The sequence below is a fragment of the Marinobacter sp. S0848L genome, assembly GCF_023016065.1.
Taxonomy (GTDB): Bacteria; Pseudomonadota; Gammaproteobacteria; order Pseudomonadales; family Oleiphilaceae; genus Marinobacter.
This window is the reverse complement of the sequence record NZ_JALKAQ010000002.1, coordinates 285,572-311,053: the sequence shown is the minus strand read 5'-3', so window position 1 is coordinate 311,053 and position 25,482 is coordinate 285,572. Positions and strand designations below refer to the sequence as shown.

The window sequence follows — 25,482 nt, the reverse complement described above, 5'->3', positions numbered from 1 at the left end:
ATGATCCCGCAACGACTGCATCGCGCCGCTGTCGGGCCTCGGTTTCTGAACCAAAATTTTAAAGCGCACTCAGTACAGCTTCGCCCATCTCACGGGTCGAAACCTTCTTGCCGCCTTCTGACATAATATCGGCGGTACGCAAACCTTGGTCCAATACCTTGCTGACCGCAGCTTCAATCGCTTCTGCGGCTTCGTCTTCGTTCAGACTGTACCGCAACATCATTGCTGCACTGATAATCGTGGCCAGCGGATTCGCAATGCCCTGCCCGGCAATATCCGGCGCTGAACCGTGGCAGGGCTCATACATACCCTGCTTCTCGGAATTCAGCGAAGCAGACGGCAACATACCAATTGAGCCGGTCAGCATTGCTGCTTCGTCAGAAAGAATATCACCAAACATGTTGCCAGTCACAATCACGTCGAACTGCTTTGGCGCTTTCACTAACTGCATCGCCGCATTATCAACGTACATATGGGACAGTTCGACGTCTGGATATTCACCCTTCAACTCTTCCATGATCTCGCGCCACAGCACGGTCACTTCCAGAACGTTTGCTTTATCGACTGAGCACAGCTTCTTACCGCGCTGCTGTGCGGCTTCAAACGCAACACGGCCAATACGGCGAATTTCAGACTCAGTGTACTGATAGGTGTTGTAACCCTGACGCTCACCGCTTTCCAGCAGACGCACACCACGCGGCTGACCAAAATAAATGCCGCCCGTCAGCTCACGAACAATCAAGATATCCAAACCGGAAACCACCTCGGGCTTGAGCGATGAAGCAGACGCCAATTGCGGGTAGAGAATAGCCGGCCGCAAGTTCGCAAACAATTCCAGACTGGACCGCAAACCCAACAGACCTTTTTCCGGACGCTTTGCCATGGGCAGGCTATCCCACTTAGGACCACCTACCGCACCCAGCAAAATGGCTTCGGCTTTACGTGCCTTATCCAAAGTGTCGGCCGGCAGCGGTGTATCTTCCGCATCGATCGCCGCACCCCCAACCAGAGCGGTATCAAAAGACAAACCTAAGGAAAACTTTTCGTTGACCTTGTTCAGCACTTTTTCAGCTTCTGCGACAATCTCGGGGCCAATGCCATCACCTGGCAACAACAACACACTACGGGACATATCAGAATCCTTTTATCAATTTCCAGCGTTAAACAACCAGGGAGCGCTTTGGCGACGCGCGTCTTCGTACGCTTTGATGGCATCGGCGTCTTCGAGGGTAACGCCGATGTCATCCAAACCGTTCAGCAAACAATGGCGACGGAAGTTATCAACCTCAAAGCTGAAGGACTCACCGTCTGGTGTCGTGACGGTCTGAGCCTCAAGATCAACGGTCAGCTGATACCCTTCGTTCGCTTCGACACTTTCAAAAAGCTTATCAACGATTTCCTCTTCAAGAACAATCGGTAACAGACCATTCTTAAAGCAATTGTTGTAGAATATATCCGCAAAGCTCGGCGCGATAATCACACGAAAACCGTAATCATCCAGTGCCCACGGCGCGTGCTCGCGACTCGATCCGCAACCAAAGTTGGCGCGCGCCAACAACACGCTGGCATTCTTGTACCGCTCCTGATTTAACACGAAGTCCGGATTCAACGGCCGTCCCGCACAATCCTGATCCGGCTTACCTTCATCCAGATAGCGCAGCTCATCAAACAAGTTCGGGCCAAAGCCCGTACGCTTGATGGATTTCAAAAACTGCTTGGGAATAATCATGTCCGTATCCACATTGGAACGGTCCATGGGGGCAACGATGCCCTGATGTTGCGTAAATGCTCGCATGGTGTCTCTCCTGTGGATCAGTTCATCAACTCACGGACATCAACAAAGTGGCCCGTTACTGCAGCAGCAGCAGCCATCGCCGGGCTCACCAAGTGAGTACGCCCACCGAAACCTTGACGACCTTCGAAGTTACGGTTTGACGTAGACGCACAATGCTCGCCCTGCCCCAACTTGTCGGCGTTCATCGCCAGGCACATGGAACAACCTGGGTCACGCCACTCAAGACCGGCTTCGATGAAGATCTTATCCAAACCTTCCTTCTCTGCCTGCTCTTTCACCAAACCGGAACCGGGCACTACCATCGCCTGCTTCAAACCAGCAGCAACCTTGCGGCCTTTAACAACCGCAGCGGCCTCACGCAGATCTTCAATACGGCTGTTGGTACAAGAGCCAATAAACACACGATCCAGTTTGATGTCGGTAATCTTCTGATTCGGTTCCAAGCCCATGTACTTCAGTGCACGGACAATGCCTTCACGCTTGATGGGATCTTCTTCTTTCGCAGGATCCGGCACGTTCGCACCTACATCTGCCACCATCTCAGGTGAAGTACCCCAACTCACTTGCGGCTGAATTTTTGTGCCATCGATTTCGACGATCTTGTCGAAAACCGCGTCATCATCACTGTGCAACGTGCGCCAGTATTCAACGGCCTTGTCCCAGGTTTCACCCTTGGGCGCAAATGGGCGGTCCTTTACGTATTCGATCGTGGTGTCGTCTACCCCGACCATACCGACACGCGCACCGCCTTCGATGGCCATATTACAAATGGTCATCCGGCCTTCCATGCTCAAACCACGAATCGCCTCACCACCGAATTCGATGGCATAACCCGTGCCGCCGGCCGTGCCGATCTTACCGATAATCGCCAACACTACGTCTTTGCCGGTCACGCCCGCGCCCAACTTACCAGTCACTTTGACCAGCATGTTTTTCATCTTCTTCTGAACCAGGCACTGAGTGGCCAGTACGTGCTCAACCTCGGAGGTGCCGATACCGTGCGCCAAGCAACCAAACGCGCCGTGTGTCGAGGTATGGGAGTCACCACACACAATACTCATACCCGGCAAAGTAGCGCCTTGCTCTGGCCCGATAACGTGAACAATACCTTGGCGAATGTCTTTGATCTTGAACTCGAGAATACCGAACTCATCGCAGTTCTTGCCCAAGGTTTCAACCTGGGTACGAGACACTGGATCGACAATGCCATCGATGCCTTTGTCACGGTCGGTAGTCGGTACGTTGTGATCCGGCGTTGCCAGGTTCGCATCAATGCGCCACGGCTTACGGTTAGCCAACCGGAGGCCTTCAAACGCCTGCGGCGATGTAACTTCGTGCAGCAACTGGCGATCGATATAGATCAATGCTGAACCGTCATCGCGCTGTTTGACCAAATGGTCATCCCACAACTTGTCGTATAAGGTCTTGCCCGCCATGATTCTCTCTCACTCTCTGGGGGTTTCTGTTTCATTCTAAACTGGGGCCATCATACTATTTTGCGCCCAATAACCCCAATTCATGTTTTTCATTCATTGCATTCCAAATGGTTATCGATGATAGTTTTGGTTCGACTGGTAACCATCTTGAGTGCAGGTCACTACCGATACGGGGTGGCTTTTCAAAACACGCCTACGAGCACGTCCCTGTAGGCTCGTTTCGGGCCGTCCATGGCCCTCAACGGTTTTGAAAAGCCACCCCGTATCGATAGCGCCCCAATGCTCATCACGTAATTCACCGGCACAGATAAAATCGAAACTAAACGGCATATGCAGGTGCACAGTTAGCGACTTCAGTACCCCCTCCCAAAAATTTCGTAGGCCATGGATGGCCGAAGAGAAGCGCACATGGATGTGCTCGTAGCGGTTTTTGGGAGGGGGTACTGAAGTCGCGACACACTCCAAAGGTGCAGTTCGAGACAGGTGAGACCTAAAAAATGGACGCAAACTCCCTAAAAGCATTCCTGACAATCGTTGACCAAGGCTCTTTCTCCGAGGCCGCCGAAACGCTGCATCTGACACAGCCAGCCGTCAGCAAACGCTTGGCTACATTAGAGCACCAACTCGGAACCAAACTGATCGAACGGGGCCACCGGGAAATCCGCCTGACCGACGCAGGCAGCCGGCTACTCCCCCACGCCCGACAAATACTCGATGACATACACAACGCAAAAGCCGCGCTATCATCCGATAACGGCACCATCACCGGCGAACTGAACATCATCGCCAGCCACCACATTGGCCTGCACCACCTGCCCAATTGGCTACGCCGTTTCGCGCGAGAATACCCCGAGGTATCCGTAAACCTGCAATTTATGGAGTCTGATGCAGCCTACAGCCAAATGGTCAAACGCAACGCAGAGCTTGCATTCGTAACGCTCAGCGACAGCATGGAAAGCCAGTTCAAAGTGTACCAACAGTGGCCCGACCCCATGGCGTTCGTTACCGGACCCGACCACGAACTGGCCGCGAACAACACGACAACGCTAAGCGATTTGGCAAAATACCCTGCACTACTGCCAGACACCACAACCGCCACCTATCGAGCCGTAAGCCGCCTCTTTCTGGAAGCCAACTTACCCCTGAAGCAACAAATCCCGACAAACTACCTGGAAACCATTAAAATGATGACGAGTGTCGGCCTAGGCTGGAGCGTTCTACCATTGAGCATGGCAGACAGAACGCTGCATCAACTTGACACGGGAATCACGGTCAGCCGAGTGCTTGGTGCTGTCGGGCTCTCGGGAAGACACCTGAGCCAAGCCGCCAGAGCCATGCTGGACGTTGTGCAGATGGAAGAATCGACGTAAAAGATGGAAACAAACATTAAGCCCATTGCCTATGCTTGATCGGGCGGCGGTTTCAGCCCCCACCAAGTCACAACGATCGCAACAGCCATAGCGACTGCACCGCCCCAGAACGCCGCGGTCGTGCTGTAGCCATCCACCAGAAATCCAGACATCCACGCACCGAGCGCGCCACCCGCACCGAACGTCAATCCGCTATACAATGCCTGCCCTTGGCCATGGTGATGCTTGCCGAAGAACCCCTGAACGTACTGAACCGAAACCGCGTGCAAGACACCGTAAGACGCGGCGTGCAGCAGTTGAGCAAAAATCAGAATTGGAACAACGGCCGTCAGTTCGGCAATAAGGGCCCAGCGAATCAAGGTCAGGACTAATGCGCCAAGCACGACCTGCCGGACAGATAACCGCCGGGTTAGCCGATGCAAAAACAGGAACAGTACGATTTCCGCAATCACACCGAGCGACCACAGCATGCCGATGGATAATTTACCGTAGCCATGTTGCTCAAGGTGAATGCTGAAGAAGGTGTAATAGGCCCCATGGGACACCTGCAACAGAAAGTTCATCGCAAAGAATGCAATCACCGCCGGGTGGGTGACAATCGCCTTCAAGCTACCCCTGGGCGCACGCTGCTTAAGCTCACCACGGTCTGACGGTATCAAAAACGCTGAAACGGCGATGCCGGCAAACACCGGTAACAGCAGCCATGGAAGGTATTCAATCGGCAGCCACTCCAACAACGCGCCAACCAGCGCGACCGCACCGATAAAACCCACCGATCCCCAAAGGCGAACTTTGCCATATTTTTCTCTCTGCGCGCCCAGCACCCGCAAGGTAATAACTTCATAGAGCGGAAGAATGGCATTCCAGAAGAAGGTGAAGACCAACATAACCAACAACAGGCCGTAGAAGCCCGGCTCCAGAAACACGCCCGCAAAGAACAATGAGCCTGTAATAGCGCCAAAGCGAACCAGACGAACACGCTGCCCGGTCCGGTCGCCTAGCCATCCCCACAAACTGGGAGCTACAATTTTGGTTAGCTGGATGGTCGCCATGAGCGTGGCGATTTGCAGATAGGAAAAGCCCTGCCCCTCCAGATAGAGGGACCAGTAAGGCAAAAGCCCTCCTAAGAGGGCAAAGAACCAGAAGTAGAGGTTAGACAGCCGCCAGTAGATGGTGTCGCCTCCTTATGATCAGAGCTGGCCGATAACCGGAGTGGCTACCTCGACATCGCCATTTTGAGCGCGATGACGTAGGTAATGATCCAACAGAGTAATGGCCATCATGGCTTCAGCAATCGGGGTCGCCCGAATACCAACACAAGGGTCGTGACGACCGGTTGTAATCACCTCAACCGGATTGCCGTGTACGTCAATGCTTCGCCCGGGCAAACGCAGACTGGAAGTCGGCTTTAAGGCAATACTGGCAACGATGGGCTGCCCTGACGAAATACCGCCAAGAACCCCGCCCGCCTCGTTTGACAGAAAGCCTTCCGGTGTTAGTTCATCCCGGTGCTCTGTACCTTTTTGCTCAACGCAGCCGAAACCGGCACCAATTTCCACGCCTTTAACAGCATTAATGCTCATCAAGGCATGAGCCAGGTCAGCATCCAAACGATCAAAGATCGGCTCGCCCAGCCCCGGTGGCACACCCTCTGCCACAACACTGATGCGAGCACCGATGGAGTCACCCTCTTTTCGCAAGGCGTCCATGTAGGCTTCCATTTCCGGCACCTTGTCAGCATCCGGACAGAAAAACGGGTTCTGGTGAATCTGTTCCCAATCCAGCTTTTCAACTTTAATGGGGCCTAACTGGGACAAGTACCCGCGGATCCGAATGCCGAGGCGTTGCTCCAGAAACTTTCGAGCCACAGCACCGGCTGCCACACGCATTGCCGTTTCGCGGGCTGAAGAACGGCCGCCGCCACGGTAATCCCGGTTGCCGTACTTATGGTGGTACGTGTAATCAGCGTGGGCCGGACGAAACTGCTCAGAAATCTTGGAGTAATCCTTGGAGCGCTGATCGGTGTTTTCGATAATCAACCCGATTGGCGTGCCGGTGGTTTTACCTTCAAACACTCCCGACAGAATTCGAACCTCATCCGCTTCACGACGCTGAGTGGTATGGCGGGAAGTACCCGGTTTTCGGCGATCCAGATCAGCCTGCATGTCCGCTTCTGACAGCTCGAGCCCCGGCGGACACCCGTCAATGATGCAGCCTAACGCGGCGCCGTGGCTTTCACCGAAGGTAGTGACCGTAAACAGCTTTCCGAAAGTATTTCCCGACATATTTCAGCACTTTATTGAAGTTTTATAAAAACAGAATTAAGACTTGCTTGCCTGCCATTCGCGAAGATCACGGGCAGTAATGAGGAATACGCCATCGCCGCCACTTTCGAACTCGAGCCAAACCAACGGCAGATCCGGATAGGCATCATCCATCGCGCCCCAAGAGTTGCCCACTTCGACAATTAACAAACCGCTTTCCGTTAGGTGATCCGCGGCCTCGGCGATAATACGGTGCGCAATATCCAGCCCGTCATGCCCCGCCGCTAACCCAAGTTCCGGCTCGTGTCGATACTCTTCGGGCATATCCGCCATGTCTTCAGCATCTACATAAGGCGGATTGCTCAGAATCACATCGTAGCGGCCTTCAATGTTGGTGAACACATCCGAGCGGACTGCGTGCACTCGGCCTTGGAGGCCGTGTAGCTCAATGTTCGATTCTGCCACCGCCAGCGCGTCTTCAGATATATCAGACAGAGTGACTTCTGCTTCGTCAAATACCGTCGCTGCACCAATCCCGATGCATCCGCTGCCCGTACACAAATCCAGCACACGCTGAACGTCAGCCTCACCCAACCATGGCTGCAAACCGTTTTCGAGCAACTCTCCCAAAGGAGATCGCGGAACCAAAACCCGCTCATCGACATTGAACGGCATTCCCATAAACCAACCCTCGCCCAACAAATAGGCAATCGGCATGCGCTCGTTGATGCGACGATCGATACGATTCAGAATCAGATCCCTTTCTGACCGGGTTAGCCGTGCATCCAGGAAGATATTGTTGTTTTCCAACGGCAGGTGAACACTGCGAAGCACTAGCTGAACCGCTTCATCCCACACGTTGTCAGTGCCGTGACCGAAATAGAGAGGCGATGCCGCGAAACGCGAAGCGGCATAGCGCAACAAATCACGGATGGTGTGCAGGTCATCTACGGGGCTAGTCACAAAAAAACATTCCTGATCGAGGGTTATTTAGCGCCGCATTATACGCTGATTGAACGAACAACTGCAGCATCACAGGCGCTTAAAGCGCCAGAGGGCCGGAACTGCTGCGGCTTTCCTCAAACCGATCCAGCGCCGCAATCATTCGTTCGCGCCCCAAGCGAATTAGTTCCGGCGCTTTATGGTAGTCGTAACTTCGACTCGCGTTCTTGGGGATATTCACGAGCAGATCTGGCGGATAACCCGCGATCTTGTACTGAACCAAAGCACTTTGCATCGTTTCGATGGTCAGGTTCATCACATCAAACTTACCAATGCCCAGCTTGTCCCAATCAATCGTGGGATGTTCCTCTTTCTGCTTCGCCCTATTCTGAATGCGCTCCTCTTCTTTGGCCTTCGGTTCGATCTTCCTGTTCTCTTCCGCCGTTCTCTTCGCGATCTCCCGGCTGATTTTGTCTTCCGGTGACTCGTCACCTCTCGGGTTACGGGTGGTGAGCGATTTAATCGCATCCCAGTCAAACCAACGGGAAGCTTTGTCCCTCATCGCCCCAACCCACTCTTCAATATCGCTTCCGTCGTCGTCATTAAATGAAAACGCCGCATCGGGTATACGCCGTTGCTTGTCATCTTCACCGCTGAGGTTTACGGCCATCACAAGATCCGCGTGGGCCGAAATGGTGGGAATAATGGGGAGTGGATTCAGCAAAGCGCCGTCTACCAAAACCCGACCATTAAGCACCAATGGTGTCACAACACTGGGAATCGCAATGGAAGCGCGAATGGCCTGATCCAATGGTCCTTCCTGAAACCATATCTCTTTGTGAGCAAGCAGATCGGTCGCCACAGCCGTGTAGGACATTGGCAAATCTTCAATGCGCGTATCGCCCAAAATATCCCGCACTACCGAAAAGACTTTCTCTCCGCGAATGGCCCCAATCGACGTAAAGGTCACATCCAGCAGTTTAAGCACATCAAACTGCCCCAGCCCGGTTACCCAGTCTTTATACTCTTGCAGCTTGCCGGCAGCATACATTCCGCCGACCAGAGCGCCCATTGAGCAACCGGATATCGCAATGATCTTGTAGCCGCGTTCATGCAGCACCTCAATTGCGCCGATATGGGCATAGCCTCGCGCGCCACCACTGCCGAGTGTCAAAGCAACAGTTTTGCCGTTACCCGTTTGCCGGTTGCCAGGCGACGGTGGTGAAACCGCGGAACTTTCAACAATGGCCCTGACAGCGTCTTGTGCAGGTCGGTTGTCATCAGAACCGCTGTCCGACCCAGGCTTGTCCTTCTCTGACATGATTACGGCCTCTTGATCACGACGACTTCAATTCGGTTACCGGATCTCTCTGGAGCAATCGCCTGTACGGCCGACCCTGCCGGTATGATTTGTATCTGGCTGCGTGAAACGCCGATTTTACTCAACAAATCGGCAAACGAATCTGCGGCCTGCCGGGAGCGCTCAACGGAATCCTCGAAGCTTTCTTCATTAGCGAGCTCGGAAAACGCCACCAAAACCACTTCGGTTTCCGCTTGCTCACTCCAGGCTAATAACTGCCGCCTATCGCCGGATGTGAAATCAAACCGGTATGTAATGCCACCCTGCCAAGGCACAATCACCGGGCCTTGAACTCGACCGTTACCGGCTTCAAAGCCCGGGATGACTGCACCGCCGGTAACGTTCAAATGCTCGACCCAAACATATTCCCGCAAATTACCACGCGTGACGGTATATACCGAGGTCAGCCATTGCCGCCCCTGTTCATCCAATGCGGCCACCACGAAGTAATCCTGCTCAGTATCCCGTCCCAGTAATTTCGGCTGTTCAAAGACCTGATTCGCCCACACGTTACTCCTGCCGCAATTGATGCCGGAACACTCGAAAAGCACCTGAGCCCCGCGGGCCTGCAACCGCTTCAAATAATGGTTTCGCGCGTCATGGCGACTGGCATCACGACTAATCTCGTACAACAGTCCCTCTCCACGAACGGGTAAACGAGCCATTACTTTGGAGCGAATTTCATTCCTCACTTCCCGGGTTGGACTAAACAGCACCAAGTGGCCCGAAGACTCAATGGGCTTGGTTAACTGGAGCCGGGACTGAGGAAAGGCTTCGGGCGCTTCCCGAAAAGAATCGGCAGCAGCAGCCCACGAAAGCCCAAGCAAGACAACAGCGACGAGGCTTTGCAGACAACGAAATCGCACAGACTCACACATTAAATAGGAACCTTTTTATCGCAGAAGCGACCGGCGCCGTGTCACCATCAAGATGACAATGATGCCCGCCGGGCACTTCCACGGTGGTTAAATCGGGAATTAATTCAATCCGCTTATCCACACCTTTTCGACCGGCCAGCAACCCCTCCTGCGCTCGAACGAATAAAGTCGGAACCGTCAGCACCGACAACGATGCGTGCACCTGCTCTTCGGTCATCATCAGGGCGGTCGGGTGCCTCAGGCGCGAATCCGTTCTCCAGACAAAGCCATCTGGATGCTCTCGCATGTTTCGCGGTACCAGAGTAGCGGCCGCTTCCGGACTTAACGGACTGAGTCCCCCTTCCCGAATCTTTGCGGCTGTCTCAATCGAAGAATAGACCGCAGGAGGCGCTGAACCGCTTCGTTTTTTCTGCAAGGCGCGACGCAGTTGCGGAACGGTTTCTTTCGCCGGGCGGCTTAATGCGCCGATGCTGTCTATCATGACCAACCGCCGGACCCGCTCGGGAAAAGCCGCAGCGTAGAGCGCACAGACAATGCCGCCTAAAGAGTGGCCAACCAGATCCAGCGGCTGTTCGCCGCCCTTGGTGAAATGAACATCAATGAGTTCACACAGGTCAGCAACATAGTCGGTCAACCAGTAGCCATATCCGGGAGGCCGATGCTGAGAATGGCCGTGCCCGGCCATATCAATGCCATACACATCTGCCACTTCCGAAATGGCCGGAGCCAAACGGGCGAAGGTCATGGCATTGTCCAGCCAGCCATGCACCATAAGAATGGGAGGGTGAGTTTCCGAAGCGTTTTTAGCCGGCCAGTTAAGACCCGCCAGCTCAATGTATTGCAGGGGCCAGTGTGCTTCCCGGCAACCGGCCGGATTCGCGAGCCTGCTGCCAGCTAACACGGCATCATTCATCTAGAAAATCCTACATCGTGTGCGTGGGGCGATCTGAACTCAAAGAACCGGCAAGGTATGACTCAATTTTAGTGCGCGCAGTTTCATCATCACCGTTAAACTGAACACCAATACCCGCAGCCCGGTTGCCCTGAGCGCCTTTTGGCGTAATCCACACCACTTTTCCGGCGACCGGTATTTTCTCTGGCTCGTCCATCAGATTGAGCAACAGGAAGACTTCGTCCCCCAGCTGATATTGCTTTTGGGTGGGTATGAATAACCCGCCTTGTCGGATGTACGGCATGTAGGCGGCGTAAAGTACCGCCTTATCTTTGATGGTCAGGGTCAGTATACCGCTGCGTGCTCCGAATCCGGGGCCCATATCAAACACCTTTGAATGCTAAAAGTTTCGAGACGTTATTTTATGCTATTTTTCGCCAAGAATTTCCCGATATTTCACAATCATAGCAGCTGATCTTAAACAAAGCTCAACTTGCTTTGCGCCGCACCGGCATCAACGAGCGCCAGGCGATCAATAGTTGGCTGGCTTCCAATTCAGGACTCGCGTTGTAAACCGCAGCGCCCCGGCTCTCTTTTACTTTATCCAACAACTCATGGGCACGCCAAGCCGGATTACTTCCGGCAAGATAACCAAACATGTCTGCGGTTTCGGGGTCAGACACCTCTCCTCCGGCACAGCAGCGCGCCAGATCTGCTGCCCAGCTTTCAAATAGCCCGAGCGCATCATCAACGCCCAAGGCTTTAAATTTCTTTGCAGCCTCACCTACCCCGACCTGCCCCTTCATGAATTGGCGGAAGGCCTCAAAAGCGGCATCCCGAAGGGACAAAAACTCGCCTGTAGCGTATTCAAGTGCCAAGCGCGGCGCGTTACCGGACAACAACAAGCTACGCGCCAGGTCCCGGTCTGATGGCCGCTTATCTTCATCCAAGCTCGACATCTTAGCCGCCAGCCACCGGCTCGCCTGCTCGGCGGTGGGAAGCGGCAACGCAAGCGCCTGACAGCGCGATCGAATCGTCGGCAAAATGGGTCGCCCGCTCTCCTGCAACAACAGCAAGGTGACATCTGGCTGCGGCTCTTCCAGGGTTTTCAGCAACGCGTTGGCGGCATTAATGTTTAGCTGGTCCGCTCGGTCTATGATGGCAACCTTATGTTGAGCGACCTGTGCCGAAGACACCGCAAACGAGGTCAACGCACGGATCTGATCAACTTTGATCATCCGTGATTTTTCAGGGGCGTAGACTCGCAAATCGGGATGAGTTCCTGCTGCCAAAAGCTCACATTGTTTGCAGTGCCCGCACGCCAACGGTGAACCGTTCTCCATACCGCTCGGGGCTTCACACAGAAGAAGCGCGCCAACGGCTTTCGCCCAGGCCTGCTTACCAACACCTCTTTCACCACCCACCAACAGAGCGTGAGGCAGGCGCCCCTGAACCAAGCGCTGCTGAATGCTTCGCCAGTGATCAGCGAGCCAAGGTATGTCCTGTGCTATATCCGTCATTTATCCGGGCCCGTGGAACGTCGTTGGCCGTCCTGTCGAAGTTGACGTTGGATGGCTTTTAATAATCGTTTGAGTCGCTGCAAGTCGTCATCGCGCTGCGATAGTGGCTGTTGTCTATAGTAATGGCTGTTAACCGCCCGGGCAAAAGTCCTTGCGGATTCCGCCACGGCTGGCCGCGCCTGGGCTAAACGTTCGGCTTGCACCATCGGGGTTTCGCCACCGCGCACAGGCACCCCGGCTTGCTGACAGATACGCCGCCAGCTGTCCAAGGCTCTTCCAAAACCGTCACGCCGCTCGCGGGACTTAAGACTCAGGCCCGACACAACACCGGCAATTAATAACGCCAAACCGACAATTCCGGCCGTGAGATAACCCAGCTCCTTCAACCCCATCCCGCCCGGCAAACGGGACATCAGATCTAACTGGCTCTGACCTTGATAACCAACTACCCAGCGTTGCCACTGATAATTAATCCGGTCGAGCTGAAGCCCAACCCACTGGAGTGCCGCAAAATCCTGATAGCGCTGAAGTGATGTGAAATCATTTTCAAGAAACGAGCCTTCCTCCTCTACCGCATCTCTCAGCCCGGATTCTATTCGGCTCGGGGCAATCGCCGCCGTGGGATCGACTCGCACCCAGCCGCGCCCCTCCAACCACACCTCAACCCAGGCGTGTGCGTCGTATTGGCGCACGATCAGATACTCTCCTCCCGCTCCGGGGTCACCGCCCTGATAACCGACAACAACCCGTGCCGGGATACCAGCCGCTCTGAACAGAAAGGTTGAAGCCCCAGCGTAATGAGCACAAAAACCCCGTTTTTCATCAAACAGTAAAGCGTCTATGCCATCCTCTGGCATGGCCGGTGGGCGTAGTGTGTAGTAATACGCCTGTTCCCGGAACCTGCGCATGAGCGCATCAACCAACTGTGCAGGGTTGAGATCAGCAGACATGGCTTCGGCTAGTGCCCGGGCTCGCGGATTGCCACTGCGCGGTAATTGCAGATAGCGGTTTCGCTGAACAGGATTTAGCTCCAACATCGACGCGCTCGATGCTTCAGCCAAGGCCATCCGGTAACGTATCGGGCTGTCGGCCGGTCTCTCAAACCGAAACAAATCCTCGCCGGCCGAAAAAACATTGTTTGAAGCCGCTACTGAGTTCTCAAGGGTAAAGGCCCAGCGCTGATCTGTTGGCTCCATCAATACATCGTATTCGTTCTCTGCCAGCGAGCCAGCCCCGCCGTCGGTCGCGACCCGCCCTAGCCGCCGGAAGGGTTCGTTATCTCGCTGGCGCCAGGTTTCGCCATCCAGATAATCAAGGATCAGTCCGCGCCAATAACGATCCCTGTAATCCGGATTCTCTCCGCCAAACGTTACGCGAAAGGCTCTTTCGCTACTTTGAGCCAGATTCGAAATATCACCGGGGCGCATGGTATCCGAGATTCCGCTGCGGGCCTGTCCCGAGACCAGCGGCACACTCCACAACGGCGCCATTCGCGGGAAAAACACAAAGAGCAAAATAACAATTGGCAGGGTTTTCAGTAACAACAAGCCTAACCGTTTCCAGCCTGCGCGGACATGCCCCGGCAACGCCGGTGCATTCAAAATTTGCAGCCCCACCAGCAGACACCCGATGGCCGAAAAGGTTATCAACGCCCAAATAATGCTTTGCTGGAACAGAAAATTGACAGCCGCGAGATAAACCAAAATAAAAAACAAAACATAGAAATCCCGTGCTGTTCGGGTTTCCAGCCATTTCAAACCCACGGCAAGCACAAAAAACGATGCTGCGGTATCAACGGTAAAGCGGCCTTGCACCGTAGTTACATACACCGCAACCAACACCAACATCACGCCGGTCTTCAGCCACCGGCCCGGTAGTCGAAATCTTCCTTGTTGTGCCAACCAACGCCACACCGCCAAAACCGCACATGCGGCTACCAACCACAAAGGCAGACGATCCCACTGGGGAGCGAGCAGCAAGGCAAAGGCGCCGATCAACCACAGCAATGCACCCGCAGGAATGGCCTGCATCGCGCCGTCGCCTTCGTCGCCCTGCCTAAAGCTAAAACGGCCCAACACGCTCATTGCGATGCCCCCGTAAAACCCGCATCCAACGATTTTCGTGTTCCATACGACAAAGAATCTTGATCCCTAGGCGGCTGCTCACCCCAAGCGGCAAGCGCGCGCAGGCAGCGTTCGCCATGAACCAGGCCTGAATCCGGCTCAATGATTTCACCGGGAAGATTGAGGCCGAATCGAGCCCCTTGCTGAACACGATCCGCCACAAGCCAGGCCAGATAACTTAAACGTAGCTCCGCATCGGCACCCGGAAAGGCGTTGAAATCCAGCCAATGGGGGCTGCCCTGCTCGCCCTGCCAATCTGCGACCACCATCTGGCCCGAGCGCGCGAACCGCTTCCACATTACCCGCTGACTGAGGTCACCCTCACGGAATGGCCGCAAATCCGCATTGTCCTGCCCTATCACCGGCTTAGCGGCCGTTGCTTCAGCGCCGTCGTCAACCTGACTTCCCGCTTCCGGTGCCACCAAAGGGCGCGGATACGCTAAAGCGGCGGATGAAGGTCGCAGCCAGGACCATGCCTTTAACAAACCAAAGGGAAAACGTGTTTCTATACGAATCCTATCCGGACGCACATACCCTCGATGTGCAGATGGAACTGGCAACACCACGTCTTTGGTTGCGCCTGCGGGAATATGAAGCTGCTCAAGCACCGAATCTTCCACTGACACCTGAATCGCCACGGCCTGATCTTTGCCGGCCGTCAGCCTTAGATAAAAAGGAATATCGTCGCCGGCTGTTCCTTCGCCAGTTCGGGCAACCGACAGAGTCAATCCCGACAAATTTCGGTGGGTTTGGTGCATCGCACCGATAAACACGGTACCCAACACAAACGTCATCAGGTAAATGAGGCTATTCTGGTAGTTGATACCGGTAATCAGCATGATCAGCAGCAGAATGCCAAACACCACCCCTGCCCCGGTGGGCAAAATGAAGAGGTTCTTTTGGCTAAACATCTGTCTATCAGAACGAGGAATCCGTCGATTGATCCAGCGCCGCCATCGATGTAACAAACCTTGCCTCAACACACCCTCCAAGTCCCCGCGACTATTTATTCTCACCCGATTCGGTGCTCATCAAACCACAGTTTGGCACTTCAGACACAACTATACTGATTAACTGCGGGTTCTGATCACACCTGCGGCACTTTCTGATTGAAAAAGTGTCTGACAACCAGAATACTCCAATAAGGGAGCGTATCGGCTGAACATAGCATTCTCAGCGGCAGCTCTGAACAGACACGGTAACGCACGAGGCACGAATTATGACTCGCCCATCACTGCTTGCAGCAACCATTGCAGCGACTTTGGCCAGCCCCGCTTGGGCCGGCGTTCAAACAATGAGCTCTGATGAGATGGTTGATACTTACGTTGAAGACTCCGCTGTCATCGTAGTACCCAGAAATCAGCAGAAATCCGAAACCGACCGCCAAAAAATTATTCGCGCCCTGACTATTTCACCGGGTGAACCGGTCATCACCCAAGCAGAAGAAGAAGCCTATCGGGAAGCGTTGCAGCGCTATATTGAAGACGGCCGAAAAGATGCATTGACCGATGCCGAAGAGGAATTTGTGCGAAAGGCACTGTTGCTCCCCGTCGACGAACTGGCAAGTGCGCAACCACCGGCGGAATTTACGCCAAGGACACTGCCTTTGATTTTTGGCCAGCAGCCCGAGATACCAGACGAGCCTTTCACACAAACGTTTATGAACGATCAGCTAGGGCTTGGGTTTGACGGGAAGAATTTGAATTTCAGTATTGGCAACCCACCGGGGTTAAATCAGATACAGGTACCGCAAGGAATTAATGAGGGGCCGGTTACACTGACACCACGGCCAGGTGGCGGGTTTGATTTATCGATTGCGGTGCCGGACCGCTGATCATTCAGATATAGCCCTACACGCGAAAACGGCAACTTAAGGGTTGCCGTTTTTGTTTTCATGCTTTTATTTCAGGCACAAAAAACGCCCCGCAGTGCGGGGCGCTTCTTCACCAATTAAGCGATCAGGTCAGATTAGTGACCGTATACTGCCAAACGGGTGTTCTGCACATGCAGGTTGTCCAGAGCAACGGTACCGATATTGGTTCCGCCGATCAGAACTTGATCTACGTTAACATCCATAACGATGTCGTTGATGTTGATGCGAAGGGCGTCGGTCGCGGCGGGAGAGGCGCCAAAGCTACTACCCTTATAAACGTCCAGATTTACACTTGCGAAACCTAGGGCAACTTTCTGCTCCTTGGAAAGGCTACCCAGATCCCCTGGCGCTACACTCAAGTTGGGTGAAATAACCTCATCGTTATCACCTCCGGCCAGACTTAAACCATCACCATCATAGTCAAAGTTCGCGCCTGCACCAGTGATCGACATACCCTTGATACCCAAAGCCAGGAACGGAACATCAAACTCCATGCTGTTTACAGTGAAAGCGGTATCAATGTTCAGAGAACCGTCACCAGTTCCACCCAAGTTGGTCGCTGCATCTTCAGTGTCAACACGGATATCCAGCTTAGCCAGCATACCCCAAGCTTTCAGGCCAGAAACCAATGTAGTGCTATCGGTGCCTTCCAGCATCATGCTGTCCGCAGTCAAACCAAAGTCAATTGGCAGGCCGCTGATGGTGTGAACGGAGATTACCGCATCACCATCTGCCGCAATGTCGATGTCGATTGACAGATCGTCAAGCAACTGAGTCGCTGCAAGATCAGGCGTGCCATCACCATCGGCGTCAAAAATTGGAGTTGCACCAGTGATAAGCCCAGCACCGCCAAGATCGATGTTGTTCACGGTGAAGGAACCACCACCGATTTCATTGGCGCCACCGGCGTTCGTGTCGGTGTACTTGAACTGACCGATGCTTACCTGGGTTTCCAGCTCGATGGTGACACCGGCTTGGCCAGTAACGTTACCCATCGCCATGTCGTTCATCGCTTGCAGCTCAGCATTGGCAGCAAAGGGTGCCGCAGCAATAGCTGTTACCAGAGCAATTTTTTTCAGGCCTTTCATATTATTCTCCTTAAAACTCTTCGTTGTTTTTATCTGAGTTTGTATTTTTTGATGCGAGATCGATGACCCCACGAGTTCATTTAAGATTGTTTTACAGTCCGATTCCGTGACTGTACTCACACTTCCCCACATCAAAGCTACGAAAACTTACAAAAGGCGCCTGCCCCACATTTCCCCAAAACATCTCAACTTTCTGTAGCACCGTCGTAAAACAGTTCATAAGGTTTTTTCTGCGATTGGGCATCACCAAAACTCAGCTCACCTTGCTGGAAGCGGTATGGAACAATCTGCAACCCCGAAATTCCAAGACGATGTTCATGCTCCACCGCCAAAACGCGGATATCATCCTCGCCGTCCAGATTGCCCGCGTAGACGATTGCCGTTCCTAAAATTTTGCCGTGGCGTGCCAGCGACTTCAGCGCCGCCCGATACATCAACACCTTAATCGTTGCTGAAGCCTTGTCTCCGGTTTCCCCGAGTTTGACCCTTTTCACTTCACCGTCATTCATCATCATCCACGCTGACGGGATAACTATGCCGCTTTGCTCTAGTTCCGCGCCGACTTCTTCTCGCGCGACTGTTGTCAGCTTTTGAACGTGTACCGCAGCAAGCGTTGCGTATTGCTTGATCTCTTCTTCGGTCAATTTCCCGTCTGACAATGCATTGCGATCAGGTATTGGCAACTCTTCCTCAGCTTGGGCGAAGGTCACCGGCACTGTTACAAAAACAACCGTCAGCATTATCCAAAACAGACTTTTCATATCTCTTATCATTATTAGAATCCTTACGCGTTATTTGCAGGAGGAGCGGCGATCCAAATTAAGTTAGAATGCCGCTTTGGCTTTCTTCCCCTTTTTATTAGACCAGCGGCCTTCCTGAACCGACAATGCCGGTTTTGTGGCCTAAGTATCATTCTTCTAATTAACTGGAGCTAATTTGCCGCTTTCCGCCTCCACCCAGATTGACCGAAAAAAATACGAACGCTTACTTGCTTGGGCGGCCGAGCTAGAAGATTTCGCCTATTTAGGAAGTACAGGTTCAGGCCACAACCGCGGTTCGTTTAGGGGGTTCACAGGCTGCGCAGTGGAAACGGTATGCATCGAACCTAATACTGATCTTCTAGAAACAGATTCGCTGGCCTCAAAGATGGAAAGTCTGGCTCGCCAGTTCAGTGTGCCCGATAGCGACGCAAGAAATATTCTGACAGGCGGCTGGATAGGCTTGCTCAGTTATGAATTCGGATACGCAAGAGAAAAACGCCTTGCCGGCGAAAACCAAATGGCATCGACACCGCTTTTATACGCTGGCCTTTATTTGTGGGCGGCCAGCCATAATGTCGAATCAGACACCTATCATTTATGGCTCCACCCCGAGTGTCCGAGCAAAACTCGGACTCTTATCAATTCCTGGCTAGACAACGAAACTCCTAACCGACTCGAAAGCTGGAAAATACCGGCGGGTTTTACAGCTACGCAAATAGCTTCGGATTTCAAAACGAGCGCATCGAAAGTCCTCAGTTACATCACCGCCGGAGATTGCTACCAAGCGAACCTCTCTCAAGAATTCACAGCACGTTATAGCGGAAACCCATGGTTTGCTTTTCAGAAATTAGCTGAAGCCAATCCCACGCCTTACAGCGCATTCCTGAAAACTCCGACCCGTTCCGTGCTGTCTATTTCTCCCGAGCGTTTTCTGGAAATCACAGATCGCACCGTAAAAACCAGCCCAATAAAGGGTACCCGCCCCCGCGGAACCACACCCGAACAAGATGCTGCTTTAGCCCAGGAACTGCTAGCCTCCGAAAAAGATCGCGCGGAAAACTTGATGATTGTCGATCTACTCCGCAACGATCTTAGCGTCAACGCCCAACCCGGTTCCGTAAAAGTTGACGAACTGTTTGCGTTGGAGAGCTACGAAAACGTTCACCATCTGGTCAGTCATATCAGGGCTGAACTGAAAGACGGCGTGTCACCGTTGCAGGCACTGTTCGATGCTTTCCCCGGCGGCTCCATTACCGGTGCCCCGAAAATCCGGGCGATGGAAATCATTCGGGAACTTGAACCCCATTGGCGTGGGCCTTATTGCGGCTCGGTGTTCTATTACGGGTTAGATGGCAAGCTCGACAGCAACATCGCTATTCGCACCCTACTCTGCGAGAACGAACATACAGATGAAAACGGGTTAGAGCATGGCACTATTCGATGCTGGGGTGGCGGTGGAATCGTTGCCGATTCGGAGCCGGAGGCGGAGTATCAGGAAACGCTGACCAAAGTTCAGCCCCTGATGAAGTTCCTTGAGGATTTGAAACTCTGACCGGCACCACCTTTTGGTGGCGCAGGTCAGCCGTTTATTCTATTAAGCGCTGTGAACAGCACTTGCCTTCAAAAACTCTTTCTTCAGATCTTCGAATTCATGCACCGCCGGGAACTGCGGGAATTCTTCAATCACGTTCTGCGGTGCGTGGAACAAAATACCGGCCTCGGCCTGCCCCAGCATAGTGGTGTCGTTATAGGAATCACCGGCAGCAATCACGCGGTAGTTCAACAGCTGGAAAGCACGAACGGACTGGCGCTTGGGGTCACGCTGACGCAGCAAATAATTGGTGATCTGGCCGTTCTCGGCCACTTCCAGCTTGTGGCACAGCAGCGCCGGGTAGCCCAGTTTCTTCATCAGCGGCATCGCGAATTCGTAGAAAGTGTCAGACAGAATCACCACTTGGAAACGCTCACGCAACCAATCCAGAAACTCGCGAGCACCCGGCAGCGGGTCCAGGGTTCCGATCACTTCCTGAATAGCCGGCAAACCATAGCCGTGCTCATCCAGAATACGCAGACGCTGCTTCATCAGCACATCGTAATCAGGAATATCCCGGGTGGTCGCCTTGAGCTCCTCAATACCGGTTTTTTCTGCAAATGCGATCCAGATTTCCGGGATCAATACGCCCTCAAGGTCAAGACATGCGAGTTCCACGACGGTCTCCTGATTCATTTATTGGTGAGAGAGCACAACCGGTGCTCATCTTTCGTGCGGGTATCATATGAAAAAAGGGGCGCAAATGCATCGTGTATTGGGCCAGCGCGCCTGCCGACAATGCATAAACATATAGATTGTCATTCCTTCAGGTTATGAGTTGTTTGTTGTAGCCTTGGAAAATTCTGTACGAGCAATGCTGGAGCAACATGACTGACATAGATTCCCTCCGCACGGAACTGGACGGCCAAAGCCCGCGCGCGATTCTGAAAGCCGCCTTGGCACGTTACGACAACATCGCCATTTCCTTCAGCGGCGCTGAAGATGTGGTGCTGATTGAAATGGCCCACAAACTGACGGATAACCTGAAAGTCTTCACGCTGGATACCGGTCGGCTGCACCCCGAGACTTATGAGTTCATCGAAAAGGTCCGCCAGCATTACGGTATCGAGATTGAAGTGCTGTTTCCGGACGCGGAAGCCGTTCAGAACCTTGTCAGCAAGAAAGGCATGTTCAGCTTCTACGAAGACGGCCATTCCGAATGCTGTGGTATTCGCAAAGTGGCACCGCTGCGTAAAAAACTGGCCACCGTGGATGCTTGGATCACCGGACAGCGTCGCGACCAGAGCCCCGGCACCCGTAACGACGTACCCGTGGTTCAGATTGATGGTGCCTTCTCAACGGACGACAAGCCGCTGGTGAAGTTCAACCCGCTGGCCAACTGGAGCTCTAAAGAAGTATGGGACTACATCCGGATGTCGGAAGCTCCCTACAACGCGCTGCACGAAAAAGGCTTCATCAGCATTGGCTGCCAGCCCTGCACCCGCCCGGTATTGCCGGGACAGCACGAACGCGAAGGTCGTTGGTGGTGGGAAGAAGCCACTCATAAAGAATGCGGGCTGCACGCAGGGAACCTGATCGGAAAATCCGGCTAATCGCGAATCACAAAAAAGCCCGCCCGTGTTGACGACACCGGCGGGCTTTTTTGTTTCGTGCACGATTAGTACGTGGGCAATTCTATATCTTCAAACAGAGCTGCAATTTCGGTGCGACTGCCCTGGTGCGCAACAACGCGATCAACCATCTCTTTGGTTAGATGCGGCGCAAACCGGTTCATGAAATCGTACATGTAACCGCGTAAGAAGGTTCCTTTACGGAAGCCCAGGCGCGTGACCGACGGGCGGAACAGCTTGCTGCCATCGAGCGCCACCAAGTCGGTATCCACTTTCGGGTCGTAGGCCATGCTGGCAATGATCCCTACCCCCAAGCCAAGCCTTACATAGGTTTTGATGACGTCAGCATCGGCCGCGGTGAACACCACTTTTGGTGTCAGCCCCTTAGACTGGAACGCTTCGTCCAGTTTGGAACGCCCGGTAAAGCCGAAAACGTAAGTAACCAGCTGGTATTCCGCGAGCTCTTCCAGAGTCAGTTCTTGGCCCTGTGCCAGCGGATGGTCTTTGGGCACCACCACACACCGGTTCCAGCGATAGCACGGCATCATCAGCAGGTCGTTAAACAGCTCCATGCCTTCAGTGGCGATGGCGAAATCAACCGCGCCGTTCGCCGCCATTTCCGAGATCTGCATCGGGGTGCCTTGATGCATATGCAAGGACACATCGGGATACTCTTCAATAAAACCCTGAATGACCGGCGGCAGTGCATAACGGGCTTGCGTGTGGGTGGTGGCAATACTCAGGTCGCCCTTGCGTTGGTTACTGAACTCCTGAGCGATTTTTTTGATACCTTCCGCACGCCGCAGAATCTCGCCGGCTTCGCGGATAATGATTTCGCCGCCCGGAGTGATTCGAGTTAAATGCTTCCCGCTACGGGCAAACACTTCCAGCCCTAATTCGTCTTCCAACAAACGGATCTGCTTTGAAATCCCGGGCTGAGAGGTAAAGAGGCTCTGGGCAGTGGCAGACACATTCAAATCGTGGTGTGCAACTTCCCAGATATAACGCAGCTGTTGTAATTTCATTAAACCCGTCGCTCCCAGATAAGACCTTTTACCGAATAATACGCATAAAAATAAGAATTTTCATTCTTTTTGGATATACATAGGCACCCATCTTCAGTGTAGCTTAATTCCTCGTTTTAACCGCCCTGCCAGCAGGTTGCATCCGTTTACTCTTGACTTGAGCGTGACAAAGCACACAATCGCTTATCGAAGCTATTTATCATCGCGTTGAACCATGCTGCTAAACACCAAATTTTTAAGGCCATCCCCCGATCGTCGAGCGGTCCAAAGAGAGCGTTTGAACGCGCTTCTTGATCGCTCTGACAACAAACGGCTGAATTTGATTGTTGCGCCTGCAGGCTTTGGTAAATCGACGCTCGCAAGCCAATGGTGCGCACATACCACAGCCCCGACCGCTTGGCTGTCTCTGGATTCTCACGACGACAAACCCAGACAGTTTTGGCAATACCTGATTGGCGCTTTTGAACACACCGGCTTGATGGGATTGGAAGACGCGAAAAAACAGCTGTCACAAACCTCTGGCGACGACCTGACGGCTGCAATTACTTGCCTGATTAACACGCTGGCAACCGAAAGCACGCCTTGGTCGTTAATTCTGGATGACTACCACGTCATATCTAATGCTGACGTTCATCGTCAACTGGCATGGTTTATTGACTACTTGCCACCAGGCATGCTGGTGACCCTGGCTTCTCGTACAGAACCGCCTTTGCCGCTGGCTCGCTGGCGAGTTCGCCGACAGGTTCAAGACATTTACCCCAGTTTGCTCGCATTTTCCGAAGACGAATGCCTCTCGTTTTTCCGGGACACCATGGCGATGGATCTGACCGAGCCGGAGGCCCGTGCAATTTGTCAGCGCACGGAAGGCTGGGTGGCGGCGATGCAACTGTCCGCTTTATCCGGTGCCGCTCAACAAGAATCTCAGGGACAAAGTAGTCTGACCGCCCCAATCGCTGCCGAAGGCAAGCTAATCAGCGACTACGTGTTAACGGAAGTGCTCGAGCAACTATCGGATGAGCTTACGGAATTCCTGCTGGATACAGCCTGCTGCCCCCGGCTATGCGCGCCCCTTTGCGATGCCATTCGGAATCGGACAGGCAGCGAGGAGATGCTTGAATCGCTAGTCGCCCAGAACCTCTTCATTATTCCGCTGGACAATCGTAACGAATGGTTCCGATACCACGATTTGTTTCGTGAAGCTTTGCTACAGCGGGCCCGCATCATCGATAGCGAAAAAGCCGATATACTGCAACAGAGCACCATAAACTGGCTACTCAACCACGGTCACGTGCAAGAGGCCATTGCCCAGATTGTCAGCAGTGAAGATACCGCACGATTAGCTCAGGTGCTGGCCGAGCACGGCAACAACCTAATCCACGGTGGCTTTCACTTGCCGGTACTGGAATGGCTCCGATACTTACCTGAGGAACAGGTGCAGGAAAACCCTCAACTGATGATGCTGAAAGTCTGGGGACTTTACTTTGCCAATCGTGTCGATGGCCTGGAACCGGCTCTGGCTCAGGTTGAGGACCGTCTGGACAGGCAGGTGGCCGATTCCCATCCGGACGCCGACGGCGCGCTGGCGATCCACGCCGAGTTATCTCTGGTGCGCTCGTATCTGGCCCGCAGCCGAAACGACGAACAAAACGCATCAGACCTCACTCGCCAAGCATTGAAAGATATCGACCACAACCAGATTCCACTAAAATCCGTTACCTATTACGGATTAGGGTTGGATTACTTCGGAAAAGGCGAGCTGAACGACGCACAGGAAGCGTTAGAAGCCGCCGTCCGTTTCGGGCAGGTGGAGCGCAAGCCCAGCACGGTGTTGTCGTCCGGCGGTCTTTTGTCGTGGATTCAGTACCATCGCGGCGATACCGACATTGCGCTTGAAACCACAACACGAATCCGCCGTTGGGTGGATGAGCACTACTCAGATCCGAGCCAACCAAGACTTATTTCATGCTGGCAAAATTCAGCGCTGACGGAAATATACCGGGAACGAAACGAGCTCGAATTAGCTGCGAGTTATTTATCGCCACTGCTTGAGCATGTCGACAATGGCACCGAGCCGGGCCAACACGTGGTTATTCAGTACGTGCGAGGGCATTTGGCATTTAGCGAAGGAAAGCTGGAAGCTGCGATTGAGGCCCTGGAAGATGCGTTGTTTGTAGGCAACAAACGCCGCGAACATATTGTGTTCGAGCCGCCGGCCGTCTCCGCCTTGTTAGCTCGATGTTATCTGGCGACTGGCGATCAGGCGAAAGCCATGCGCTGCATTGAGCCCGCCATCCGGCAACCAGCCAACAATCCGTTGAACCGGGAACAAAACCAGATTGCGCTGGCACGAACCCTCATTTCTGGCGGGCAATACCGCGAAGCACAAGACACGCTTTCTTCGTTGATCCCCCTTGCCGAGCGTAACGCCCACAACCGCCATTTGGTCGAAATCCTGCTGGTGTATGCGGACGCCCTGCAACACGAGAGCCGCTCAGAAGAAGCTTCGGCCATGCTGGAGCGCGCTCTGGATAAAGCAGAAGATGCGGGTTTTATGCGGCTGTTCGCTGAAGAATCGAACACACTAAAACAGCTGCTAATGGATTTACCCCGGCTAAAAACACCGGGCCGCTGGAATCGAGATCTGCTGGCCATGCTCGAAGATCAGCAAACCGACTCACTTTCGCAGCCTCACTCCACCCCGCCGGCCAAGGGTGAGGCACACACCAAACCATCACCTGCACGCTCATCGCTCGTAGAACCCCTGAGTCTACGCGAGCAAGAAGTTCTTCAACTTATAAACGAAGGCTTGGCGAATAAAGACATTGCCGTGAAGATGGCTGTGGCACCCGCCACTGTGAAAGCTCACATCCGCAACCTTTACAGCAAGCTGGGTGTAGGCCGCAGAACGGAAGCCCTGGCCAAGGCGCGAGAACTCGGATTGTTGACCGACTCACTCTAAAGTGTGACGCGAGTCACACTTTCCGAGAATTAAG

The 25,482-nt window shown here is 53.6% G+C and carries 22 protein-coding genes; 5 read left to right on the top strand and 17 right to left on the bottom strand.

Annotated features, from left to right (window positions below; all coding sequences use genetic code 11):
* Window positions 1-58: 58 nt before the first annotated feature.
* The 3 genes from leuB to leuC are packed head-to-tail and all read right to left on the bottom strand — an operon-like array spanning window position 59 to window position 3,231.
* Window positions 59-1,132, bottom strand: a complete 1,074-nt coding sequence (gene leuB, locus MWU64_RS04550) for a 3-isopropylmalate dehydrogenase (RefSeq protein WP_247061718.1) — start codon at window positions 1,130-1,132, stop codon at window positions 59-61.
* Window positions 1,133-1,147: 15 nt separating this feature from the next.
* Window positions 1,148-1,795: a 3-isopropylmalate dehydratase small subunit gene (gene leuD / locus MWU64_RS04545; RefSeq protein ID WP_247061716.1), complete on the bottom strand. Its 648-nt coding sequence runs from the start codon at window positions 1,793-1,795 to the stop codon at window positions 1,148-1,150.
* A 17-nt stretch (window positions 1,796-1,812) separates the two neighbouring features.
* A complete protein-coding gene (leuC, locus tag MWU64_RS04540; RefSeq protein ID WP_247061714.1) occupies window positions 1,813-3,231 on the bottom strand; it encodes a 3-isopropylmalate dehydratase large subunit in 1,419 nt (472 codons plus the stop codon).
* A gap of 497 nt (window positions 3,232-3,728) precedes the next feature.
* Here leuC and MWU64_RS04535 point away from each other — a divergent pair, with 497 nt between their 5' ends.
* A complete protein-coding gene (locus MWU64_RS04535; RefSeq protein ID WP_247061712.1) occupies window positions 3,729-4,601 on the top strand; it encodes a LysR family transcriptional regulator in 873 nt (290 codons plus the stop codon).
* Window positions 4,602-4,630: 29 nt separating this feature from the next.
* Here the strand turns inward: MWU64_RS04535 and MWU64_RS04530 are convergent, their stop codons facing one another.
* From MWU64_RS04530 to MWU64_RS04485, 10 genes are all read right to left on the bottom strand, one after another.
* Window positions 4,631-5,773 carry an MFS transporter gene (locus MWU64_RS04530; protein ID WP_348645546.1) on the bottom strand — a complete coding sequence of 381 codons (1,143 nt, stop codon included), beginning with the start codon at window positions 5,771-5,773 and terminating at the stop codon, window positions 4,631-4,633.
* An 18-nt stretch (window positions 5,774-5,791) separates the two neighbouring features.
* Complete coding sequence (gene aroC / locus MWU64_RS04525; RefSeq protein WP_247061708.1) at window positions 5,792-6,886, bottom strand: chorismate synthase; 1,095 nt, start codon at window positions 6,884-6,886, stop codon at window positions 5,792-5,794.
* Between the two features lie 36 nt (window positions 6,887-6,922).
* Window positions 6,923-7,828 carry a 50S ribosomal protein L3 N(5)-glutamine methyltransferase gene (prmB, locus tag MWU64_RS04520; RefSeq protein WP_247061698.1) on the bottom strand — a complete coding sequence of 302 codons (906 nt, stop codon included), beginning with the start codon at window positions 7,826-7,828 and terminating at the stop codon, window positions 6,923-6,925.
* A 79-nt stretch (window positions 7,829-7,907) separates the two neighbouring features.
* Window positions 7,908-9,128: a patatin-like phospholipase family protein gene (locus MWU64_RS04515; protein ID WP_247061696.1), complete on the bottom strand. Its 1,221-nt coding sequence runs from the start codon at window positions 9,126-9,128 to the stop codon at window positions 7,908-7,910.
* Between the two features lie 2 nt (window positions 9,129-9,130).
* Entirely contained in the window at window positions 9,131-10,045 is a 915-nt protein-coding gene (locus tag MWU64_RS04510) for a DUF4892 domain-containing protein (RefSeq protein WP_247061694.1), read from the bottom strand.
* A complete protein-coding gene (locus tag MWU64_RS04505) occupies window positions 10,038-10,958 on the bottom strand; it encodes an alpha/beta hydrolase (RefSeq protein ID WP_247061692.1) in 921 nt (306 codons plus the stop codon). The genes MWU64_RS04510 and MWU64_RS04505 overlap by 8 nt, the downstream gene beginning before the upstream one ends.
* A 10-nt stretch (window positions 10,959-10,968) precedes the next feature.
* Complete coding sequence (locus MWU64_RS04500; protein ID WP_114333655.1) at window positions 10,969-11,319, bottom strand: PilZ domain-containing protein; 351 nt, start codon at window positions 11,317-11,319, stop codon at window positions 10,969-10,971.
* 106 nt (window positions 11,320-11,425) lie between these two features.
* The gene (gene holB / locus MWU64_RS04495) at window positions 11,426-12,457 is read right to left on the bottom strand and encodes a DNA polymerase III subunit delta' (protein ID WP_247061690.1); all 1,032 of its coding nucleotides are present in this window, start codon (window positions 12,455-12,457) and stop codon (window positions 11,426-11,428) included.
* Window positions 12,454-14,487, bottom strand: a complete 2,034-nt coding sequence (locus MWU64_RS04490; protein WP_247062060.1) for a transglutaminaseTgpA domain-containing protein — start codon at window positions 14,485-14,487, stop codon at window positions 12,454-12,456. Before MWU64_RS04490 ends, holB begins: the two co-directional genes overlap by 4 nt.
* Window positions 14,488-14,537: 50 nt before the next feature.
* Window positions 14,538-15,491 (bottom strand): DUF58 domain-containing protein, encoded by a 954-nt coding sequence (locus MWU64_RS04485; protein WP_247061688.1) that lies wholly within the window; start codon window positions 15,489-15,491, stop codon window positions 14,538-14,540.
* Between the two features lie 308 nt (window positions 15,492-15,799).
* Here MWU64_RS04485 and MWU64_RS04480 point away from each other — a divergent pair, with 308 nt between their 5' ends.
* Entirely contained in the window at window positions 15,800-16,414 is a 615-nt protein-coding gene (locus tag MWU64_RS04480) for a hypothetical protein (RefSeq protein WP_247061686.1), read from the top strand.
* Window positions 16,415-16,548: 134 nt separating this feature from the next.
* On the opposite strand, the gene MWU64_RS04475 is transcribed toward MWU64_RS04480, so the two are convergent.
* Together MWU64_RS04475 and MWU64_RS04470 are read right to left on the bottom strand one after the other, a co-directional pair.
* A complete protein-coding gene (locus tag MWU64_RS04475) occupies window positions 16,549-17,541 on the bottom strand; it encodes a DUF6160 family protein (RefSeq protein WP_247061685.1) in 993 nt (330 codons plus the stop codon).
* Between the two features lie 185 nt (window positions 17,542-17,726).
* Complete coding sequence (locus MWU64_RS04470) at window positions 17,727-18,314, bottom strand: hypothetical protein (RefSeq protein WP_247061683.1); 588 nt, start codon at window positions 18,312-18,314, stop codon at window positions 17,727-17,729.
* A gap of 187 nt (window positions 18,315-18,501) precedes the next feature.
* On the opposite strand from MWU64_RS04470, the gene pabB reads away from it, so the two are divergent.
* Window positions 18,502-19,854: an aminodeoxychorismate synthase component I gene (gene pabB, locus MWU64_RS04465; protein WP_247062058.1), complete on the top strand. Its 1,353-nt coding sequence runs from the start codon at window positions 18,502-18,504 to the stop codon at window positions 19,852-19,854.
* 42 nt (window positions 19,855-19,896) lie between these two features.
* Here pabB and thrH read toward each other — a convergent pair whose 3' ends face one another.
* Complete coding sequence (gene thrH / locus MWU64_RS04460) at window positions 19,897-20,511, bottom strand: bifunctional phosphoserine phosphatase/homoserine phosphotransferase ThrH (protein ID WP_247061681.1); 615 nt, start codon at window positions 20,509-20,511, stop codon at window positions 19,897-19,899.
* A 209-nt stretch (window positions 20,512-20,720) separates the two neighbouring features.
* Between thrH and MWU64_RS04455 the strand changes: the two genes are divergently transcribed.
* Window positions 20,721-21,446: a phosphoadenylyl-sulfate reductase gene (locus MWU64_RS04455; protein ID WP_247061679.1), complete on the top strand. Its 726-nt coding sequence runs from the start codon at window positions 20,721-20,723 to the stop codon at window positions 21,444-21,446.
* Window positions 21,447-21,511: 65 nt separating this feature from the next.
* On the opposite strand, the gene cysB is transcribed toward MWU64_RS04455, so the two are convergent.
* Complete coding sequence (gene cysB, locus MWU64_RS04450) at window positions 21,512-22,489, bottom strand: HTH-type transcriptional regulator CysB (protein ID WP_247061677.1); 978 nt, start codon at window positions 22,487-22,489, stop codon at window positions 21,512-21,514.
* A 277-nt stretch (window positions 22,490-22,766) separates the two neighbouring features.
* Here cysB and MWU64_RS04445 point away from each other — a divergent pair, with 277 nt between their 5' ends.
* A complete protein-coding gene (locus tag MWU64_RS04445) occupies window positions 22,767-25,448 on the top strand; it encodes a LuxR C-terminal-related transcriptional regulator (RefSeq protein ID WP_348645543.1) in 2,682 nt (893 codons plus the stop codon).
* Window positions 25,449-25,482 lie beyond the last annotated feature (34 nt).

Excerpts from the sequence above, each read along its gene's own strand:
- MWU64_RS04480 (WP_247061686.1), top strand. The coding sequence starts at position 15,800 with ATGACTCGCCCATCACTGCTTGCAGCAACCATTGCAGCGACTTTGGCC.
- MWU64_RS04505 (WP_247061692.1), bottom strand. The coding sequence starts at position 10,958 with ATGAATGATGCCGTGTTAGCTGGCAGCAGGCTCGCGAATCCGGCCGGT.
- MWU64_RS04475 (WP_247061685.1), bottom strand. The coding sequence starts at position 17,541 with ATGAAAGGCCTGAAAAAAATTGCTCTGGTAACAGCTATTGCTGCGGCA.
- leuC (WP_247061714.1), bottom strand. The coding sequence starts at position 3,231 with ATGGCGGGCAAGACCTTATACGACAAGTTGTGGGATGACCATTTGGTC.
- MWU64_RS04510 (WP_247061694.1), bottom strand. The coding sequence starts at position 10,045 with ATGTGTGAGTCTGTGCGATTTCGTTGTCTGCAAAGCCTCGTCGCTGTT.
- MWU64_RS04485 (WP_247061688.1), bottom strand. The coding sequence starts at position 15,491 with ATGTTTAGCCAAAAGAACCTCTTCATTTTGCCCACCGGGGCAGGGGTG.
- MWU64_RS04515 (WP_247061696.1), bottom strand. The coding sequence starts at position 9,128 with ATGTCAGAGAAGGACAAGCCTGGGTCGGACAGCGGTTCTGATGACAAC.
- MWU64_RS04500 (WP_114333655.1), bottom strand. The coding sequence starts at position 11,319 with ATGGGCCCCGGATTCGGAGCACGCAGCGGTATACTGACCCTGACCATC.
- aroC (WP_247061708.1), bottom strand. The coding sequence starts at position 6,886 with ATGTCGGGAAATACTTTCGGAAAGCTGTTTACGGTCACTACCTTCGGT.
- holB (WP_247061690.1), bottom strand. The coding sequence starts at position 12,457 with ATGACGGATATAGCACAGGACATACCTTGGCTCGCTGATCACTGGCGA.
- leuD (WP_247061716.1), bottom strand. The coding sequence starts at position 1,795 with ATGCGAGCATTTACGCAACATCAGGGCATCGTTGCCCCCATGGACCGT.
- MWU64_RS04470 (WP_247061683.1), bottom strand. The coding sequence starts at position 18,314 with ATGATAAGAGATATGAAAAGTCTGTTTTGGATAATGCTGACGGTTGTT.
- MWU64_RS04535 (WP_247061712.1), top strand. The coding sequence starts at position 3,729 with ATGGACGCAAACTCCCTAAAAGCATTCCTGACAATCGTTGACCAAGGC.
- cysB (WP_247061677.1), bottom strand. The coding sequence starts at position 22,489 with ATGAAATTACAACAGCTGCGTTATATCTGGGAAGTTGCACACCACGAT.
- leuB (WP_247061718.1), bottom strand. The coding sequence starts at position 1,132 with ATGTCCCGTAGTGTGTTGTTGTTGCCAGGTGATGGCATTGGCCCCGAG.
- MWU64_RS04490 (WP_247062060.1), bottom strand. The coding sequence starts at position 14,487 with ATGCAGGCCATTCCTGCGGGTGCATTGCTGTGGTTGATCGGCGCCTTT.
- MWU64_RS04455 (WP_247061679.1), top strand. The coding sequence starts at position 20,721 with ATGACTGACATAGATTCCCTCCGCACGGAACTGGACGGCCAAAGCCCG.